Here is a 17,405-nt window from a genome sequence, read left to right as displayed (position 1 = left end):
GCACTTATCCTAATTGACTTCGATTAGGAATTTCCCTAACCTTTTGCATGTGAGGTGAAGAAAATGACAAGCAGATACGACAGGCAGTTAAAGATCAAACAAATAGGAATTGAGGGACAACAAAATCTAGAACAATCCAGTGTCCTAGTGATCGGTGTGGGTGGATTAGGAAGTTTCGTTGCATCCGAATTAGTCAAAGCTGGAATTGGTAAAATAACTTTAGTCGACTACGACGTAGTTGAATTGACCAATTTACATCGGCAAAATCTCTATACCGAGGAAGATGTTGGTACTGAAAAACTGATTGCTATGAAGAGCCACTTGCAAGCAGCTAATCATAATGTAGTTATCAAGACTATCAACCAAAAATATTCCGCTGATTTACTTACCGATTACGACTTAGTGATCGACTGTACGGATAATTTCCCCGTCAAATATCAAATCAACGAAGATTGCCAAAAACGTGGTATTAAGCATATCTTTGGAACATGTGCTGCCAATCAAGGACAAGTCATGTTTATCGATTCAGATTCCGCATGTCTCGAGTGTCTGTATCCGAAGGACAAAGTAGCTCAATTGGGATTGAGTGCTAATATTGGAACGAATCCGATGATTGTTGCTTTAACGGGAAGTTTACAAGCTTCATTAGCTATGAAGTTTTTAACTAGCGGCAAGTACACCGCCGGTCAATTACTGGTGATCGACAATTGGACATTTGATTTTAGAAAAATTAAAGTTAATAAGAAGAATGATTGTCCTATAAAATAATAATTAATTTGAGGAGGAAATTATTAAATGATTGATTTTGGAATTATCACTGTCAGTGATACTAGAACCGAAGAAACTGACAAATCCGGTCAATATCTTCAAAAAGCCATGACGGACGCCGGAAATAATTTTGTCAAAAAATATATCGTCAAAGATGATGCTCAACAAATCGTTGATGCTTACAATAAATTGCTGGTCACTTCCTGCAAATTGATTTTGGTAAATGGTGGTACTGGTATCGCTAGAAGAGACGTCACAATCGATACACTCGAACCAAAATTTATCAAAGTTATTCCAGGATTCGGCGAATATTTCCGCCAAATAAGCATCGCTGACATCGGCTTGAAAGCTCTCGTTTCTGGAGCAACAGCAGGTATCACCGATAGCGACCAAATTTGTTACTTACTGCCGGGATCGACCAACGCTTGTAAAACTGCATTGGAACAAATCATCTTGCCAGATCTTGACCATCTAATTAAGGAGATAACTAAATAATGTATAAACCAGTTGATAATAGAAATGCCATCAGTATCGACCAAGCACGCCAAGTGATCGTTGATAATATTGATAGCGTAAAACTTACCACAGAAAAAATTTCAGCTATAGAAGCTAATCACCACGTAATTGCTGAAGATGTCTTAGCACCAAATGACTATCCAACCTTCAGACGTTCTGGCTACGATGGCTTCGCTATGTTACAAGCTGATTTGAAGAACTTACCCGCTACCTTAAAAGTCGTTGGCGATATTCCAGCTGGTGCCGACTTTGATCGTCCTCTAGTTTCTGGAGAAGCCGTTCGTATTATGACTGGTGGTTACGTTCCTGATGGTGCTGACATTGTCGTTATGCTAGAAACAACCCGAATGATCGACGATGACACTGTGGAAATATCTGAAACACAGCACAAAGACAACATCACACCAGTTGGCGATTATTTCAAAAAAGGCGATGTTCTATTAAAGAAGGATACTGAAATCAACCCCGGCGGCATCAGTCTATTGAGTGCTTTTGATATCCAAGAGATTTCTGTTTATAAGAAACCAACAATCGGTATCATCACGACTGGTTCAGAGTTATTGAATCCTGGCGAAAAAATCGTTAACGGAAAGATTTTTAACAGTAATGGACCAATGATTCGTGATCTATGCAAAGAAAACGGTGCTGATGTTATCAGCTATACTCAAATCAAAGACGATCCTGATGCCTTGAAGTCAGCCGTCAATTCACTATTAGGTAAATGCGATGTCATTATCACTGACGGTGGTGTATCAGTCGGCGACTTTGATATTATTGCCGATCTCGCAAAATCATCCGAAAAATTATTATTCAATAAACTGGAAATGCGTCCCGGTAGTGTCACTACTGCCTTTATCTACGATGGCACGTTATTTTTTGGACTATCAGGTAATCCGGGTGCCTGCTTCACAGGTTTCTACTTATACGTAGAATATGCCTTGAGATTGATGCAACATCAAAACAGTCGTTGCATCGAATGCACTGGTATTTTGAACGCTGAATATACTAAGACTAATATGTATGACCGTATTTTGCGTGGACAATACAAATTTGTTGGCGATCACATTGAAATTGGACGTGTCGGCGGGGATGCATCTGGTAATCTCAACAACTTACAACGTGCAACTTGCATGTTCGAAATTCCCCGTGGAAAATCAATTACACCAAAGGACAGTAAATTACGCACATGGCTATTACCTTTCAAATAATTGGACACAAAAAAAGCGGCAAGACTACCTTGCTGCAAGATTTTTTGATCAATTCTACTAATTACAAATTCAGCGTCGTTAAACACACCCACCTTCCGATTGAAATTCCTGACAATACCGATACTGGAAAATTCTTTAAATATTCTGATGATGTCTTATTACTGAATAATGAACAAACCATTCACTATCAACGCAACTTGCCTTCTACTGAATTAGATAAGATCCACGAGTTACAAACTGGAGATACTGACTTCATCATTATTGAAGGTATTAAAGAATTAGACTTTCCCAAAATTGTCTTACTTAAGTCCAATGAATCGATTGCCGATTTCTCTAATGTTACTAACATAAAATACTTCGTAACTATTCAGGGTAATCAGTCTGATCAAGTCATTGATATTGAACAGCCTGATAAGAGAATCGCATTCATAAATAATTTTTTGAAGGATATTAAAAATGACTGATAGTTTGATATTAGCTGGCGGAAGATCAAGTCGCTTCAAAAGTGATAAAGCTCTCGCACACTTCAACGATTTATCCATTCCCAATGTGAAATATACCGCTGATCTAACTTTGCCATACGTCGACCATTGCTATGTCTCGACTAATAGTAATAATCATCATGCCATCAGCACTTTATTTGATGATTCCAAAATAACTGTCATTCAAGACCAAGAGCCCCTGATCGACTGCGGTCCAGTGTCTGCACTTTGGTCGTATTTTCAACAAAGTGATCAAACAATTGCTGATCTGATAGTCATAGCGACCGATTACAAAATCGATCAAAGTGCCGTTGAATTCCTAAGTGAAGATTTCGGGTATATAAAAATTAAGCGTCTTCCCTACTACACTTGTTGCCACTTAAAGATTAAGATTGATTTATTGAAGCAGCAAATACACAATCACAACTATCGCTGGCGAGAACTACTGGACAAGTCTGATTGCGGAGCTAGGAACTATGAAGGTAACTTGAAAAACATAAATTATCCGGAGGATTTAGAATGAAAGCACAAACTGAGATGAGCCGTGGGGATTTTCAAAAACTAGTAAGAATCTGTTTGAATGATTTGAGTATTCAACGAACTTTATTGGAGAATGAAGAGCAGACGCAACGTGATGATTTAAGAACTTTGGAACAAGATGAAGCAATTGAAAAGATTGAACGTCGTATTATGTTGATTAAGAAGGATTATGATTTCTACAAGCAATTTGCGGATCCTGATTTTGAAACTAGTGAGGCTGAGTACTAGTATTGATGCCGCTGAGGGTGGACAACAATTCCATCTGTCGTGGGACCGGTCTCAAACTACGTTTTCAACCTCGCTCTGAAGCCTGTAGTCTTCAGATTCGTCCAGTTTACTAAGCGATAAATCGCTAAGTAAACTATCACGACGGATTCCATTGTTGTCCACCCTCAGCTGGGTTTGTATTATCTTTTATATCTACCTTGAGATAAAAGATGGAATCTATTTTACAATTTCAATTTCTAGAATATAAATCAAATGGTTCACTATTAGTCGTTGGAGACTGACAGTGAACTATTTTTTTATTGCTGTGCATGCAAGAATATTGAGGATCTAACGGAGATCTCCCAAGAGTACATTGATTGGTATAACAATTTAAGAATTTCAAGAAAGACAAAAAGCATGTCACCAGTAAAATACCGGGAACATGCTTTAGCAGCGTAAATAATTTAATTTTGTCTAACTTTTGTATTACACTTCATAGCTTAATCTATCCAAATAACCGTAGTATGCATAATTACTCAATTTTAGCTGGAGGTCAGCAGTAATGGAATCAGTGGCGAAAGTGGTGTTAATGCGGGCGGTTTCCCCACATTTACAGCACGGACGTCTTTCTTGATTTGCGGTTTATGCAAAGCAAGAAAGCGAGATCTTAGACCGCTTTTTTGGCTAAGATCGGTCCCGCCACAGATGGAATTACTGCTGACCGGAAGCGACATCCCACCTATATATTTTTACTCGTCAGTATCTATTCGATCAATAATCTTGCGTGCATCATCAGTCGTCTTAGTCTGCATCAAATCATTTCTAATGGCAGAAGCACCCTTCATCCCACGAACATAAATCTTAAAGAATCTTTGCAGCGGTGCAAAGTGTCCGGGAATCCCCATGGCAACGAACTGATCATAAAGATCCAATTGATAACGCAATAATCCTAATAACTCATGCGTTGAATGCTCCTTAGGAACTGGTTCAAAGGCAAATGGATTAGTAAAGATACCACGTCCGATCATAATACCGTCAATTCCAGGGTGTTCATGATACAATTTCATACCTGCCTGATAGTCAGCAATATCTCCATTGATTTGAAGTAATGTATCTGGGGCAATTTCATCACGCATCTTCACAATATCATCGATCAATTCGTAATGAGCCGGTACATTACTCATCTCTTCACGCGTTCGTACATGGACTGTCAAAACTGGAACTTGTTGTTCCAACAAAAATGGAATCCAAGTTTTGTATTCATCGACTTCACTATAACCAATTCTTGTCTTCACAGTTACGGGTAAGTCAGATTGACGAGCGCCTTCAATGACTTCTTTGGCTCGGTCAAAGTGACGGATTAAATCACTACCACTGTGATTTTTGATCACAGCAATATCTGGGCAGCCAGTATTAACGTCGATAGCTTCGTAACCTTGTTTTTCTACTTCTTTGGCTGCTTTAGCGAAATCTTCGTAGTTGTTACCCCACAACTGAACAATTGGCTTGGGATTTTCTTTCGGGTCGATGTACAAACGACCTTTTGTAGTTTCTTTAGCTTTTGGGTGTGTGATACTCAAAGCATTCGTAAATTCAGTATATAAGACATCTGGTGCGGCAGCTTTTTCTACCACACGGCGAAAGACTGATCCAGTAACAGCTTCCATTGGTGCTAAGCTGAAAAATGGTCGATCTTCTTTCTTTGCCTTTTCTGCGATGCGATTCCAGTAAGGTGACTGGGTCACAATCTCATCTCCTATCAAATAGTTAATTACAACTTATCAACTATACCGATAGTCGGTAAGTTAACGCAAGTTTTTAGTTCAAAGATTGTGAAAAATCTCTTGCATATTATTTTCGATTTTGTTTATTTCATCTGCGTAGTCCTGTAATGATTCAGAATATTCAGCAACTTTTTCAGCTGGTTCATCCGTCTTATAACGTAATTTGTGTTCCAAACTGGCCCACATATCCATGCCAATTGTTCGAATTTGAATTTCAACTGGAGTAACTTGGACCCCATCTGATTGAAATACCGGAACGGTTACAACCAGATGCAGACTGCGGTAACCACTCTCCTTAGGATTTTTGACATAATCTTTTTGTTTCAAAAGGGTCACATCATCTTGAGCTAACAAGTTGTCTTGAACAGTATAAATATCATCAATATAGTTAGTTATTACTCGAAGACCGCCGACATCATAAATATTATCTTTGATGCTTTCAAATTTTACTGGCAATCCCTTACGAGTTATCTTTTCCAGCAAACTTCCAACATCTTTCATCCGCACCTCAATATGATGAATAGGATTATGATTATGTCTAACTTGATAATCAGCATCTAAGTTTTCTAATTTTGTTCCAAATTCACCGACTGCCGAGTGACAAAGCTGATAATAGTTGACCAATTCACTAATGTCGCGAATCTCTTCTCGATTAGAATATTCTCCTAATTCCTTTTCGATTTGGTGAATATTTAACATATTCTGACGTTCTAATATCATTTTTTCTCCTCGTACAAAACAGATTTGAATACAAATTTAATTATACTAGGATTTCTGGCCATTCAAAGTAAGGACTGAATTATCTTTACTGATCAAATTATTTTCTAATTCACTGGCAACATTTTTTCCATGTTTAATGGTTGCCGTAGTTATTTCTTCAATCTGTTTGTCATTTGTCTGTGAGTTTAAAACTGTTTTTACTCGTGACCCAGAACCATACAAGTTGTTACTTAAGTCAGCCCAGGTATTTCCGTGATTATTCAGATTAAAATTCCAATTGACCGAACTGTCTCTGCCAAGATATGCTCTGGTTTTCGTGTAAATAAAATTAGAACTTGATTCACTATTCAATGAATAATTAACTTTGGCGTTTGCTCGAGCTAATACCTCTACGAAAAAATTAGTACGGTTATTATTTTTGCCATAATTACTTAAATTCTGCTCGATTGAAACTTCGGCATCACCCTCCGCAACGACCAATACATGAGTATTAAGATCTGTCGGCCTAGTGTCATCTTGAATCAAATTGATACTAATCGGTTGAGATATTTTGACACCCTTTGGAATGTACAAAAAGACACCCGAATTAACACATGCCAAATGAAAGGCTGTCATTTTGTCCTCGTCAGGAGAAATCACCTTGTCCATAAAGGAAGTCTGGATTAACCGAGGGTGAATCCTTAACGCGGTGAAGATATCAGTCAAAATAACGCCTTGTTCTTCCAATTCTTCTGGTAAACCGTTCTTCACTGTTGTTTGACCAAATTGCGTCATCGTATAATCGTTAATATTTTTAGCATCGATCAAATCCTTTTTTGAACGGATTCTTTGCGGTGAAGTAATCTTAACAAGATCATCAAATTCATTAAAATATTGACTCTTCGCCAAATCTAATGAATCAAGCTGTTTCAAAACTTCAATTCGGCGATCGATAAACCAATGCGGTTCACCATGATCATTAGCATCTAATTTAAAATCTTCTAAATATTCATTATTTATTCCCATTTTTTAAACTATCCTCTTTTAATATTCCATTTTTATATAAAAAATTAAATATCAACTTAAAAAAATGCCTCTAAACCAACTTTTGGAGGTTTATATCTATTATTCTCTCATAAATATTCCAAAATAAAATTAGGTAAATTGCTCATACACATTCACTCAAAAACGTGGCATAATAGGTATTAAATAATAGTTAATCTTTTCACTAACTAACAAATCAAAAAATATTTATTTTTGGAATATTGTGGAGGCGGACTTTATGCAACTGATTTCTGATCATGTAATGAACAAGAGTTTTGAACTTTGTAATCTAGAAAAATTGGACAGTCAAACAGCGCAACGCCTCCATTCACTGGGGATCCATGACGGAAGCGAAATGTCTGTGGTTAGATTCTTTCCGATGCATGGACCAGTGATAGTTGAAATCGAGCAGCAACAAATCGGAATACGTTACAAGGTATTCAAGCTCTTGTCTGGAGGTCAACTCCAATGACAACAGTTGCTTTAATGGGAAATCCCAATACTGGGAAAACAACTATCTTCAATCAAATCACCGATACTTACGCTTACGTTGGTAATTGGACTGGCGTTACGGTTGAAAAAAAGATGGGTAATATCAAACACTCTGAAATAGTTGTCACCGATTTACCGGGAATTTATTCTCTTAACCCAATTACTAAAGACGAGTCGGTCGCCATCAACTACTTATTAACTGACGATGCTGATATTATCCTAAATGTAACAAATGCCAGTCAATTGAAACGTAATCTTTTACTATCGATCGAACTATTGGAATTCGGTCGCCCTACGGTGATTGCTTTAAACATGATCGACGACTTAAAGCGTTCGGGAATTTATTATGATATCAAAACTCTCTCGCAACGACTAGGCTGTCATATTGAAACGACTAATGCTCGTAATAAGGATGGAATCAAAGAATTACGTGACGAACTTCTAAATATGCCTGCTGACGAATTGCCCGATGGCTCGGCTTTGGAATTAGACTATCCTTTCATGGTTAAGCAAGCTATTAGACAGGCAAGTGAGAGTTTAGTCGCTGATTATGATATGAAACCGGCCTTTGCTCGTTGGTTATCGATTCAATTCATCAATAAAAACAAAATAATTCGTAAATATGCTGTTAAAAATGATTTGAAGCCATTGCTAGAACAACGTGAATACTACGATGCTCAAAAGTTTGAAAACAAAATTTTCAATACTAGATTGAGTTTCATCGATGCAACACTGACGGCTGCTACTAAGAACTTGGAATCAACTAAGAACGTCGAGATGACTTCAAAAATCGACAAGATCATCACGCATCCCCTATTAGGATTACCAGTATTCATTCTGATTTTCTTATTGATGTTCAAATTATCCTTTGATTGGATTGGTACACCGATTTCAGATCAATTGGATGCACTATTGTCCGGGCCAGTCTCCACCTATGCCAATCAATTCTTGATCAGCGTTGGAGCAATGCCGTTCTTACGTTCACTGATTGTTGACGGTGTCATTGCTGGTGTCGGCGGTGTTCTTACATTCATCCCCCAGATTTTTACTTTATTCGCCTGTATCTCGATTTTGGAAGATTCTGGTTACATGGCACGTGCCGCACTAGTCACTGATCGAATCATGCAGACTATTGGCTTGAATGGCAAAGCCTTCATCCCGTTGATCATTGGCTTTGGCTGTAACGTAACAGGAATAATGGCTGCCAGGACGATCGAACAACCTAAGGAAAGATTGATAACTACTTTGATCTCACCTTTCATGAGTTGTTCAGCTAGATTACCAATTTACAGTTTGTTCGTAGCAGCATTTTTCCCTAGAAATCAAGCTTTAATAGTTCTATCGATCTATTTCTTAGGAATCGTCGTCGCCTTGACGATGGCTAAGATCTACCAAGTTGTCTTCAAAGTGAAAGATAGCACCGTCTTCATTGTTGAGTTACCTAAATATCACATCCCTCGTCTAGATATTATCTGGCGTGGAACTTGGGATAAGAGTAAGGGCTTCGTTAAAAAGGCCGGAACAATTATTTTTGCTGGAACTGTTTTGATTTGGTTGATGTCGAACTTTGGACCGACTGGATTCGTTTCAGATATTGACAATAGCTTTTCAGCTCTCTTAGGTAAAGTATTGTTACCAGTCTTTGCACCGATCGGAATCACTTCCTGGGAAGCAATCAGTGCCTTGTTCACTGGTATCATGGCTAAAGAAGTTATTAGCTCCAGTATGATGGTCTTATTCCATACCTCAAGTCAAACTGCTTTGATTGCTACCTTTGGACAAATGTTCACTCCTGTTGCCGCATATTCTATGTTAGTTTTTGTGCTATTATATGTTCCCTGCTTCGCAACGATCGGTACGATCAAATCAGAAACTGGCTCAACTAAATGGGCAGTCTACTCAGTGGTCTCAAGCTTAGTTATTGCCTATGTGATTTCATTTATTATCTTCCAAGTTGGAAGTTTATTATTCTAAATAAAGGAGAAATTAGATGTCACTTTTTATTAATATATTAATTGCCGCAATTATCATTGGTTTAGCTGGATACGAGATCTATAAGGTCACTCAAAAATCAAAGCAAGGTAAATGTGCTGCTTGCGATTACAAGTGTGAAGCTAAACTGATGGCTGATAAAAAGAATCATGTACTGAAAAATGGAAATCTTTAAATCATAATTGATTGAGTCTGAGATAAACTTCCCAGGCTCTTTTTGTTTTGAGCAATTCCCCTAATACTTAATTATCATCACTGTTGTTATACTTTGGATAAAGAAAATTTTATATTGTCAATTAAGGAGTCATCAAAATGGATGAATTAACCCACTTCAATGATCAAAATAGAGCCAAGATGGTCGACGTTACTGACAAAAAAGTCACTTCACGTTTCGCCGTAGCTACGGGAAAAATCAAAATGCATCACGAAACATTGCTTCGTATTCACGAAGGTAAAATAAAAAAAGGTGACGTCTTGGCAGTTGCACAAATAGCCGGCATAATGGCGGCTAAACAAACTAGTTCTCTGATTCCCATGTGTCATTTGATCCCCCTAACTGGAGTCGATATTCACTTCGAGGACGATAATGAAACGACTATCACAGTTACAACTAAAGTGAAGACCAAGCATGTCACTGGTGTAGAAATAGAAGCATTATTGGCCGCACAAACGTCACTTCTAACTATCTATGACATGTGTAAGGCTATCGATCGAGGAATGCTTATCACTGATATTCATTTGGTTGAAAAAGATGGCGGTAAAAGTGGCCACTTCATGTATGAATAATTGCCAACTCAAGGAGGCTAATTATGATTGGACTTGTTTTTAACGAGCAGCTTAGTAGTGCGTCAATCACCAGTGTTGATCTCGCCGCAAGCAAACTCTTACTTATGACTACTAAAGTACTGATTTCAACAACAGATACGAACTATGATGAATTAACCAAGCACTATACAGCTATGAAAAGTATTCAAGTAATACCCTCACAAACAGAGTTTCAAAATTGTGGCTACTTGACTGATATTTATTCTGCCAGTTGTCAATTTCAAGGACCAACAGAATTCCTGACGTTATCTCCCAAATATTCTAATTTGGATCAAGAAGTCCTGTCTATCTTGGCTGATAATCAAAACAGCTATGCTACAACTACAAATAATAATTTCTACGAGATCAGTCACTTCAGTGTTGAAAGAGATAATCTAATACCTTATTTAAACTTACAAAACTTTAGCTTGGAAGAATTCATCACTGAAGAACTTCAATGCCTACCTATTACTTTCGTTAAAAGTGATATTATTTAATACTTTATATAGAAAAACGCTTATATAATATTCCAAAATTAAATAAAAACCGGTAAAATCAATGTTAATGCTCTATAAAAATGTTATTATTAGGAGGAAATAAGACGTGAATCCAGAACAACCAAAAAACTTATCTGATTATCAATTGGATTACCAAAAAGTCGTTAATCAGATCTATCACGCTGAGAATTTTGATTTTGTTGGCATTGCTCTTCAATCTCAAGATCCCCCACATTCTATAAAATGGTCATTTGTCGCTGGAAATTCTAACGAGAGATTTAGAAAAATCGTCTTACGCAGTGGTATTGGGATTGCTGGACTGGTCGTAAGAACTGGCAAACCATTTTGGGATAATAATCTAATCGAATATGAATACTCTAGTAAAATGTACACCCCAATCGCTAAAAGTGAAAAACTTCAGACAGCCGTGGCCGTTCCGATCATTGATCACCTCGGTTTAGTTAACGGAGTACTACTAGCGGGATATCGCACAAATACTATAGTTTCAAATCAAACAGCCCAAATTCTCTCCCAATATCTTTGATTCGTCAAAAATTGAGAAAGGGCTGATTTTTTTTGCTTGAAACTACGCAATGGATCAATGATTACTTCGATGAATCGTCTGATGCAATCATGATTTTTAAAGATACACAATTAATAGTAAGCAATCATATGGCTAAGGAACTTCAAGACGAGTTGAACATGAACCCACAATATCTGGTTGAAATTGCTGACTCATCCGTTAAACAGAAGTTCTCATCCACTGATGACTGCTTCAATTGCATAATTCAAAATAAAATGAAACAGATCTCTATCCCTATTACACTGGCAAAAGAAATGCCGCATCCGTTGCCATACTTTATGATCTACAATGTCATCGATCCTGACGAGCATGTCTTCTCTTTGACGTTGAAAAACCGTGGAACGATCAATCGAATGGATCAATTAGCACAACAGCGTAAGTTAACGCAATACGTCAATCGAGCTTATGAGGATGAGCGCAAACGTATTTCTGAGGATCTACACGACAGTATCGCTCAAGGAGTCTATTCTGCAATTATGGGTGTTCGTAGACTGAGTGACTCACAATTGTCACAAGAAGATTTAAACAAGCTCACTGAAGTAGTTCAATCACAACTGAACGATACTCTTACCGAGGTCAAAAGAATGGCACTCGATGTTAGACCTTCTGTCCTTGATAGTTTTGGACTGTTGGCAGCTTTAAGAGTATTAGCCAAGCGACTCCAAGAAAACTCGGGAGTAACTATCGATGTCATCGGTAACGCTGATACGAGCAACCTTTCAAACGACATTCAGAGTGTCTTCTACCGAATCGCTCAAGAAGCAATCAACAATGCGTTAAAGCATGCCAATGCCGATGAAATTTCTATTTTGTTGGTATCGCACGATCACTTCATTACCTTAGAAGTAATCGATGATGGCGATGGCTTCGATGTTCCGGCTCATCAAACTTTCAATGGTCATTCACTAGGGTTGATGAACATGAATGAGCGAGTCAAAGCTCTAAACGGTGCTTTCAATATCAAATCAGTCAAAAACGAAGGAACTACGGTTACAGTTAAATTTCCAGTAGCATAATTAGGGGGGACTTTATGTATAAAGTTTTAATTGCTGACGACCATGCAGTTGTAAGGTCTGGTTTATCCTTTTTAGTTAATAAACAAAATAATTTCGAAGTTGTCGGTGAAGAGGCAAACGGAACTGATACTTATATGCGTGTTGAACAAGGTGGCGTTGACATCCTGATCATGGATTTAAGTATGCCGCCTGGTGAGAGTGGACTTATTACCACACAACGAATTCATGACAAATATCCTGACGTTAGGATCTTGATCTTATCGATGCATGAGGAACAAGAATACATCAATAAAGCAATTCACAACGGTGCTATGTCGTATATTTTAAAGAGTTCTTCAGATGATGAACTGATCAAAGCCTTAAAATCATTGTCCAACGGTGAGAACTATATCGATAAGAATATTATGATCACTAAGTCAGATGTACAAGAAATCAATTCTGACGGCGTGGATGTTGATCTCAAAGGATATAACGGATTGTCAAAACGGGAAAAAGAAATATTCCCATTGATTGCTTTAGGATATTCCAATAAAGAAATTGCTGCCCAAATGTTTATTTCTACGAAAACAGTTGAGGCACACAAAGCTAATATCATTCGTAAATTGTCATTAGATACTCGTGCAGATCTAGTTCGTTACGCTATTCATCATCATTTAATTGAATTTTAAAATAAAAGAAGAAGCCTAAAAATTTAGGCTTCTTCTTTTGCTTTAATAGCTTTTTCATACTTAGTTCTCAATGCAGCAACTCTGATCTCAACAACTTGATTGTTGTTAATATGAGCAAAAGCCAAAGCTTCGTTCATCAGACGATTAATTACTGTGCTGGACTTTTTCTCATCGATCGCATTCTGAGCAGCTTGCAACTTCAATCTTGGCAAGTAGTAAGTAACATGATATTCAGAACAAAGATCAATCCCCATTTTTACCAATTTGTTACTCAATTTAATATTGCCCTTGCTTGCATAATATTCAGAAGTAAAGAAAATCAAGGTCAATATCTTCAAATAATGATCATCTTCCTCATCAGAATCCTTAGCTGGTTCATGATGATAAGATTCAATAAATTGATAAATCTTCTCAAAATAAAAATCAGCTTTTTCATTCTGCTTCTCACGCGAATACATTACGCCGGATCCTAAATATGCGAGTTGAGTATAAATTGATTGATGTTTATCATCAAGGTCATCTAATATTTGCGAGAAATCAAATAAAATATCAACTGGCTTTTGATTGGTCAAGGCATTTAACAAACCACGTAAGTAATAGAACTGCGTTTTTAATGGAATGAACTCAATCTTTTCTGGTTTTATCTCAGATAAAATATCAATTACTTCCTGATAATTCTCCATCATTAATTCTTTTTCGGCATGATTCAAGCCATCACGAATCTTAGCCGTTGAAGTCGTTGAATCTTGATATAGATCATCAACCATCAATCCTAATCGTGCACACAATTTATTCAAAATCGTCAAAGAAGGCACACGACCGTTATTTTCAAACTTACTTAATGTTGCTTGAGTACAAATACCCTCACAAAGTTTCACCTGCGATAACTTAAGTTCCTTACGTCTTTTTATAAATACGTCTATATTAATTTCTCTCACAATTAACACTCCAAAGTTTAACTATCATAGATTCCCAGAGATATCTTCGCAAAACGACTAGCCATGTCCAAATCCCATGCTGGTTCCCAAACTAAATTAATTTCTACAGTATTAACGCCATCAACTAACTTTGCAGCATCAGTGATCTCATCGTGCAAGTAATCACCTAGAGGGCACCCCATTGTTGTTAATGTCATCGTAATAATACAATTACCATCTATTATATCAATTTTATAGATCAATCCAAGGTTTACAATATCAATTCCTAATTCCGGATCAATCACGTCCATTAATGATTCTTTAACTTGGTCTTCCATCGTTGTTTCTGTCATGACAAATATCCGCCTTTCGGGTTGTTTAAACTTATTATCTCACTTATCCACCAATTTGGCTCATGTGTCTCCAAGTTGGTGCTTTGTCAATTACACGATCTGCTTCATCCATTGCCATCTCATGGTTGAGTGGCTTGCGATCTAGCGATTTTTGAATCAATCTTCTGAATTCTTTTTTATCAGGAATAGATTTACGAATATCTATTTCCTCGTTCCAGTACAGGCAGGCTTTAACGTATCCGTCCGCTGTTATACGCAGCCTGTTACAGTTTTCACAGAACTTAGAACTAATGGGATGAATAAGGCCAAAACTGCCCTTAAAGCCCTCTATTTGATAATTATCAGATGGACCATTTCCCTTCAGTTCAATTGGTGAATATTCATATCCGTTTTGTCTACAAGTATCAAAGACACTTTGTAATCCCACGTATTCCTTCTTCCACATCTTCTCTGAATTACCAATCGGCATGAATTCAATAAATCTGACATTTACATCATGATATTTAGTATAATTTAAAAAATCTAAAATTTCATCATCATTTTGACCCTTGATCAAAACAACATTTAATTTTATCTTTTTAAAATGTAATTCTGCGGCTGTATTGATCCCATCAAGTACTTGTTCGATATTCCCACCACGAGTGATTTCTTTATATCTTTTGGCTTGGAAAGTATCCAAACTAATATTTAGACGATCAAGACCAGCTTCTTTTAACGCTTTAGCTTTTTTAGCTAAATACAGGCCGTTAGTAGTGATTGAAACATCCTCAATACCATTGACCGCTTTGATGCGACGAATAATATCTACAACATCGGTTCTAAGTAGTGGCTCTCCACCAGTTATTCGAACTTTAGACACGCCCATTTCAGAGAAATTTTCAATCATTTTCACGATCTCATCTTGTGACAAGACCTTATCGGATGGGAAAAACGGCAGACCTTCTTTAGGCATACAATAAACACATCTTAAGTTACATCTATCTGTGATCGACAAACGTACATAGTCATGCACACGGTCATATTGGTCATACAATTTTTCCATACTAAAACCTCCGAATAATGATTCCAAATTGTGAATTATATAATTAACTAATATAATTATGTATTAGATTTATTCCAAAATGAATTAGTAAAAGCCCTATAAAATAATTTAAAACTTGTGTGGTGTTTGGTGTGTAGTTCCGCTTCCGGTCAGCAGTAATTCCATCTGTATCAGGACCAGTCTGAGCCACAAAGCGGTCTCATACCTTGCTTGGTTGCTTTGCAAAAACCGCAAATCAACCAAGACGTCCAGTGCTGTAAATGCGGGAAAACCACCCGCATTAACACCACTTTTGATACTGATTAAATATTTGTCGTTATGTTCTATTTTTAGTTACAGAACACATACTTCGATTACTAATTTATTGCCAGACGAATATTAATAAAGAGGTAATACTAACCTAGCTACCGGTGGGCAACAATGGAATCAGCCGTGATAGCGTACTTATCGATTTATCGCTTAGTACGCTGGACGACTCGGAAGACTACAGGCTTCCGAGCGAGATCGAAGACGGCCACGGCTGAGACCGGTCCCACGGCAGATGGAATTGTTGCCCACCGGCAGCGGCATCCATCCAAAAACCAAAAAAATCCCCCGCCAAAATGGCAAGAGGATTAATCTGTATTTGCACGGGTAAATGTTACAATTGCGGTCGATGCAATCAATAATAACGCACCGATAATTATATTTGCCGTGATTTGAATTGGGAAGAAAAAGTAAGAATAAATAATAACAACGATTGGCCCTAGGGCACGCACGATGTTTGCCTTCCCTGCCGTAATGAATTTCAAACTCGTATAAAATAGTAATAATGATAAGAAACCATTGAAAAATGCGCCAAAGAAGTTAAACGTTACTGCCTTAGCTTGGATTCCACCGAAAGTTCCAGGAATTATTAGAGCATATACAAATAGTAAAACTGCTGAAACTAAGTGATTATAAAACAAAACATTACCAGGATTGTTGTCCTCAACTAAGTACTTAGCAATAATATTATTTATTGCATACATTAATGGATAAATAAAAGCACAAACAATTCCCCAAACACTATCGATTTGAATGCGACCAGTGGAAACAAAGATTGATCCACCAATACACATTACAATAGCTAAATAATCCCATTTAACTAATTTCTCTTTTAAGAACATGTACGATAATGCAAAAACGTAAACTAAATATATTCGAGCAATCAAAGTGACCGTAACTGGACTGAGCAATGTTAATGCAATGTATTGCAAGATAACACCAACGGCATTTGATAATCCTAAAGCGATCACCCACTTGTTCTTGATGATTGCAAAATTATGATACATTACAAATATCAAGATCAAGTTGAAAATAGCGGCGAATACACTCGTGAACAAAGCTCCGATAACTGGATTTAGACTGACTAACGAGAACTTATTGAGAACTGGACTGATACTACTAAATAATAGCGAAATTAAATTAAGCTCAACTCCTAGAAGTTGGGCCTTTTTAGTGGTCATAGAATTCACTAAGCTAATTCCTCAACCTTGAATGGTTTACTTGCTAAATCAGCTTTGATTTCATTTACATCCAATTCTTCATTTCCAGAAATTGTTAAAGTCATCTTGTCCATATCTTTGTCTAACTTCTCTACACCCTTAGCGTCCTTGATCAATTCAGCAATGTGCTTAGGACAGTTCTCACAGTGTAACCCACTTACTAAGATTTGTTTTTCCATAATAATATTCCTCCAATATATTAATTCTATTACTTTTTTATAATACCGCAGTAAGAAATTAATTTAACTTAGGATTTTTACTAATTTT

23 protein-coding genes are annotated in these 17,405 nt (G+C 37.1%); 15 read left to right on the top strand and 8 right to left on the bottom strand.

From position 1 onward, the window contains the following. The first annotated feature begins 63 nt into the window (after positions 1-63). From U8519_RS01495 to U8519_RS11920, 7 genes are all read left to right on the top strand, one after another. Positions 64-768: a HesA/MoeB/ThiF family protein gene (locus tag U8519_RS01495; RefSeq protein ID WP_334328558.1), complete on the top strand. Its 705-nt coding sequence runs from the start codon at positions 64-66 to the stop codon at positions 766-768. 27 nt (positions 769-795) lie between these two features. Beyond that, positions 796-1,263, top strand: a complete 468-nt coding sequence (locus U8519_RS01490; RefSeq protein ID WP_334328557.1) for a MogA/MoaB family molybdenum cofactor biosynthesis protein — start codon at positions 796-798, stop codon at positions 1,261-1,263. Continuing rightward, positions 1,263-2,492 (top strand): molybdopterin molybdotransferase MoeA, encoded by a 1,230-nt coding sequence (locus U8519_RS01485; RefSeq protein ID WP_334328556.1) that lies wholly within the window; start codon positions 1,263-1,265, stop codon positions 2,490-2,492. Before U8519_RS01490 ends, U8519_RS01485 begins: the two co-directional genes overlap by 1 nt. Next, positions 2,471-2,956, top strand: a complete 486-nt coding sequence (locus U8519_RS01480) for a molybdopterin-guanine dinucleotide biosynthesis protein B (RefSeq protein WP_334328555.1) — start codon at positions 2,471-2,473, stop codon at positions 2,954-2,956. Before U8519_RS01485 ends, U8519_RS01480 begins: the two co-directional genes overlap by 22 nt. After that, positions 2,949-3,497 (top strand): NTP transferase domain-containing protein, encoded by a 549-nt coding sequence (locus U8519_RS01475; RefSeq protein WP_334328554.1) that lies wholly within the window; start codon positions 2,949-2,951, stop codon positions 3,495-3,497. Before U8519_RS01480 ends, U8519_RS01475 begins: the two co-directional genes overlap by 8 nt. Continuing rightward, positions 3,494-3,742 (top strand): hypothetical protein, encoded by a 249-nt coding sequence (locus U8519_RS01470; RefSeq protein WP_334328553.1) that lies wholly within the window; start codon positions 3,494-3,496, stop codon positions 3,740-3,742. The genes U8519_RS01475 and U8519_RS01470 overlap by 4 nt, the downstream gene beginning before the upstream one ends. A 270-nt stretch (positions 3,743-4,012) precedes the next feature. Beyond that, positions 4,013-4,180 carry an IS3 family transposase gene (locus U8519_RS11920; RefSeq protein ID WP_442892108.1) on the top strand — a complete coding sequence of 56 codons (168 nt, stop codon included), beginning with the start codon at positions 4,013-4,015 and terminating at the stop codon, positions 4,178-4,180. 290 nt (positions 4,181-4,470) lie between these two features. On the opposite strand, the gene U8519_RS01465 is transcribed toward U8519_RS11920, so the two are convergent. The 3 genes from U8519_RS01465 to U8519_RS01455 form a co-directional block, all read right to left on the bottom strand. After that, entirely contained in the window at positions 4,471-5,466 is a 996-nt protein-coding gene (locus U8519_RS01465; RefSeq protein WP_334328552.1) for a tRNA dihydrouridine synthase, read from the bottom strand. Between the two features lie 78 nt (positions 5,467-5,544). Continuing rightward, positions 5,545-6,225 carry a GTP pyrophosphokinase gene (locus tag U8519_RS01460; RefSeq protein ID WP_334328551.1) on the bottom strand — a complete coding sequence of 227 codons (681 nt, stop codon included), beginning with the start codon at positions 6,223-6,225 and terminating at the stop codon, positions 5,545-5,547. A 45-nt stretch (positions 6,226-6,270) separates the two neighbouring features. After that, the gene (locus tag U8519_RS01455; RefSeq protein ID WP_334328550.1) at positions 6,271-7,230 is read right to left on the bottom strand and encodes a SufD family Fe-S cluster assembly protein; all 960 of its coding nucleotides are present in this window, start codon (positions 7,228-7,230) and stop codon (positions 6,271-6,273) included. A 256-nt stretch (positions 7,231-7,486) separates the two neighbouring features. Here U8519_RS01455 and U8519_RS01450 point away from each other — a divergent pair, with 256 nt between their 5' ends. The 8 genes from U8519_RS01450 to U8519_RS01415 all read left to right on the top strand — a co-directional run bounded on the left by U8519_RS01450 (position 7,487) and on the right by U8519_RS01415 (position 13,300). Then, positions 7,487-7,720, top strand: a complete 234-nt coding sequence (locus U8519_RS01450) for a FeoA family protein (protein WP_334328549.1) — start codon at positions 7,487-7,489, stop codon at positions 7,718-7,720. After that, positions 7,717-9,714 (top strand): ferrous iron transport protein B, encoded by a 1,998-nt coding sequence (feoB, locus tag U8519_RS01445; RefSeq protein ID WP_334328548.1) that lies wholly within the window; start codon positions 7,717-7,719, stop codon positions 9,712-9,714. Before U8519_RS01450 ends, feoB begins: the two co-directional genes overlap by 4 nt. A gap of 16 nt (positions 9,715-9,730) precedes the next feature. Then, positions 9,731-9,907, top strand: a complete 177-nt coding sequence (locus U8519_RS01440; protein WP_334328547.1) for a FeoB-associated Cys-rich membrane protein — start codon at positions 9,731-9,733, stop codon at positions 9,905-9,907. Between the two features lie 137 nt (positions 9,908-10,044). Further along, entirely contained in the window at positions 10,045-10,518 is a 474-nt protein-coding gene (gene moaC / locus U8519_RS01435; protein ID WP_334328546.1) for a cyclic pyranopterin monophosphate synthase MoaC, read from the top strand. 23 nt (positions 10,519-10,541) lie between these two features. Continuing rightward, positions 10,542-11,033 (top strand): hypothetical protein, encoded by a 492-nt coding sequence (locus tag U8519_RS01430; protein WP_334328545.1) that lies wholly within the window; start codon positions 10,542-10,544, stop codon positions 11,031-11,033. Positions 11,034-11,139: 106 nt separating this feature from the next. Next, positions 11,140-11,577, top strand: coding sequence for a GAF domain-containing protein (locus tag U8519_RS01425; RefSeq protein WP_334328544.1), 438 nt, complete (start codon positions 11,140-11,142; stop codon positions 11,575-11,577). 32 nt (positions 11,578-11,609) lie between these two features. Continuing rightward, positions 11,610-12,632, top strand: a complete 1,023-nt coding sequence (locus tag U8519_RS01420) for a sensor histidine kinase (protein ID WP_334328543.1) — start codon at positions 11,610-11,612, stop codon at positions 12,630-12,632. 14 nt (positions 12,633-12,646) lie between these two features. After that, entirely contained in the window at positions 12,647-13,300 is a 654-nt protein-coding gene (locus U8519_RS01415) for a response regulator transcription factor (RefSeq protein WP_334328542.1), read from the top strand. 23 nt (positions 13,301-13,323) lie between these two features. Here U8519_RS01415 and U8519_RS01410 read toward each other — a convergent pair whose 3' ends face one another. The 5 genes from U8519_RS01410 to U8519_RS01390 all read right to left on the bottom strand — a co-directional run bounded on the left by U8519_RS01410 (position 13,324) and on the right by U8519_RS01390 (position 17,317). Then, positions 13,324-14,229 carry a helix-turn-helix domain-containing protein gene (locus U8519_RS01410; RefSeq protein WP_334328961.1) on the bottom strand — a complete coding sequence of 302 codons (906 nt, stop codon included), beginning with the start codon at positions 14,227-14,229 and terminating at the stop codon, positions 13,324-13,326. 26 nt (positions 14,230-14,255) lie between these two features. Then, entirely contained in the window at positions 14,256-14,570 is a 315-nt protein-coding gene (locus U8519_RS01405) for a metal-sulfur cluster assembly factor (protein ID WP_334328541.1), read from the bottom strand. Positions 14,571-14,613: 43 nt separating this feature from the next. Beyond that, positions 14,614-15,612 carry a GTP 3',8-cyclase MoaA gene (gene moaA / locus U8519_RS01400; protein WP_334328540.1) on the bottom strand — a complete coding sequence of 333 codons (999 nt, stop codon included), beginning with the start codon at positions 15,610-15,612 and terminating at the stop codon, positions 14,614-14,616. 614 nt (positions 15,613-16,226) lie between these two features. Further along, positions 16,227-17,108, bottom strand: a complete 882-nt coding sequence (locus U8519_RS01395; RefSeq protein WP_442892107.1) for a DMT family transporter — start codon at positions 17,106-17,108, stop codon at positions 16,227-16,229. Continuing rightward, entirely contained in the window at positions 17,108-17,317 is a 210-nt protein-coding gene (locus tag U8519_RS01390) for a heavy-metal-associated domain-containing protein (RefSeq protein WP_334328538.1), read from the bottom strand. Before U8519_RS01390 ends, U8519_RS01395 begins: the two co-directional genes overlap by 1 nt. Between the last annotated feature and the right edge of the window lie 88 nt (positions 17,318-17,405).

The sequence above is a fragment of the Companilactobacillus sp. HBUAS59699 genome (genome assembly GCF_036913575.1).
Lineage (GTDB): Bacteria > Bacillota > Bacilli > Lactobacillales > Lactobacillaceae > Companilactobacillus.
This window is presented reverse-complemented; position numbering and strand designations above follow the sequence as displayed.

Excerpts from the sequence above, each read along its gene's own strand:
- U8519_RS01495 (WP_334328558.1), top strand. The coding sequence starts at position 64 with ATGACAAGCAGATACGACAGGCAGTTAAAGATCAAACAAATAGGAATT.
- U8519_RS01490 (WP_334328557.1), top strand. The coding sequence starts at position 796 with ATGATTGATTTTGGAATTATCACTGTCAGTGATACTAGAACCGAAGAA.
- U8519_RS01485 (WP_334328556.1), top strand. The coding sequence starts at position 1,263 with ATGTATAAACCAGTTGATAATAGAAATGCCATCAGTATCGACCAAGCA.
- U8519_RS01480 (WP_334328555.1), top strand. The coding sequence starts at position 2,471 with ATGGCTATTACCTTTCAAATAATTGGACACAAAAAAAGCGGCAAGACT.
- U8519_RS01475 (WP_334328554.1), top strand. The coding sequence starts at position 2,949 with ATGACTGATAGTTTGATATTAGCTGGCGGAAGATCAAGTCGCTTCAAA.
- U8519_RS01470 (WP_334328553.1), top strand. The coding sequence starts at position 3,494 with ATGAAAGCACAAACTGAGATGAGCCGTGGGGATTTTCAAAAACTAGTA.
- U8519_RS01460 (WP_334328551.1), bottom strand. The coding sequence starts at position 6,225 with ATGATATTAGAACGTCAGAATATGTTAAATATTCACCAAATCGAAAAG.
- U8519_RS01455 (WP_334328550.1), bottom strand. The coding sequence starts at position 7,230 with ATGGGAATAAATAATGAATATTTAGAAGATTTTAAATTAGATGCTAAT.
- U8519_RS01450 (WP_334328549.1), top strand. The coding sequence starts at position 7,487 with ATGCAACTGATTTCTGATCATGTAATGAACAAGAGTTTTGAACTTTGT.
- feoB (WP_334328548.1), top strand. The coding sequence starts at position 7,717 with ATGACAACAGTTGCTTTAATGGGAAATCCCAATACTGGGAAAACAACT.
- U8519_RS01440 (WP_334328547.1), top strand. The coding sequence starts at position 9,731 with ATGTCACTTTTTATTAATATATTAATTGCCGCAATTATCATTGGTTTA.
- moaC (WP_334328546.1), top strand. The coding sequence starts at position 10,045 with ATGGATGAATTAACCCACTTCAATGATCAAAATAGAGCCAAGATGGTC.
- U8519_RS01430 (WP_334328545.1), top strand. The coding sequence starts at position 10,542 with ATGATTGGACTTGTTTTTAACGAGCAGCTTAGTAGTGCGTCAATCACC.
- U8519_RS01415 (WP_334328542.1), top strand. The coding sequence starts at position 12,647 with ATGTATAAAGTTTTAATTGCTGACGACCATGCAGTTGTAAGGTCTGGT.
- U8519_RS01405 (WP_334328541.1), bottom strand. The coding sequence starts at position 14,570 with ATGACAGAAACAACGATGGAAGACCAAGTTAAAGAATCATTAATGGAC.
- moaA (WP_334328540.1), bottom strand. The coding sequence starts at position 15,612 with ATGGAAAAATTGTATGACCAATATGACCGTGTGCATGACTATGTACGT.
- U8519_RS01390 (WP_334328538.1), bottom strand. The coding sequence starts at position 17,317 with ATGGAAAAACAAATCTTAGTAAGTGGGTTACACTGTGAGAACTGTCCT.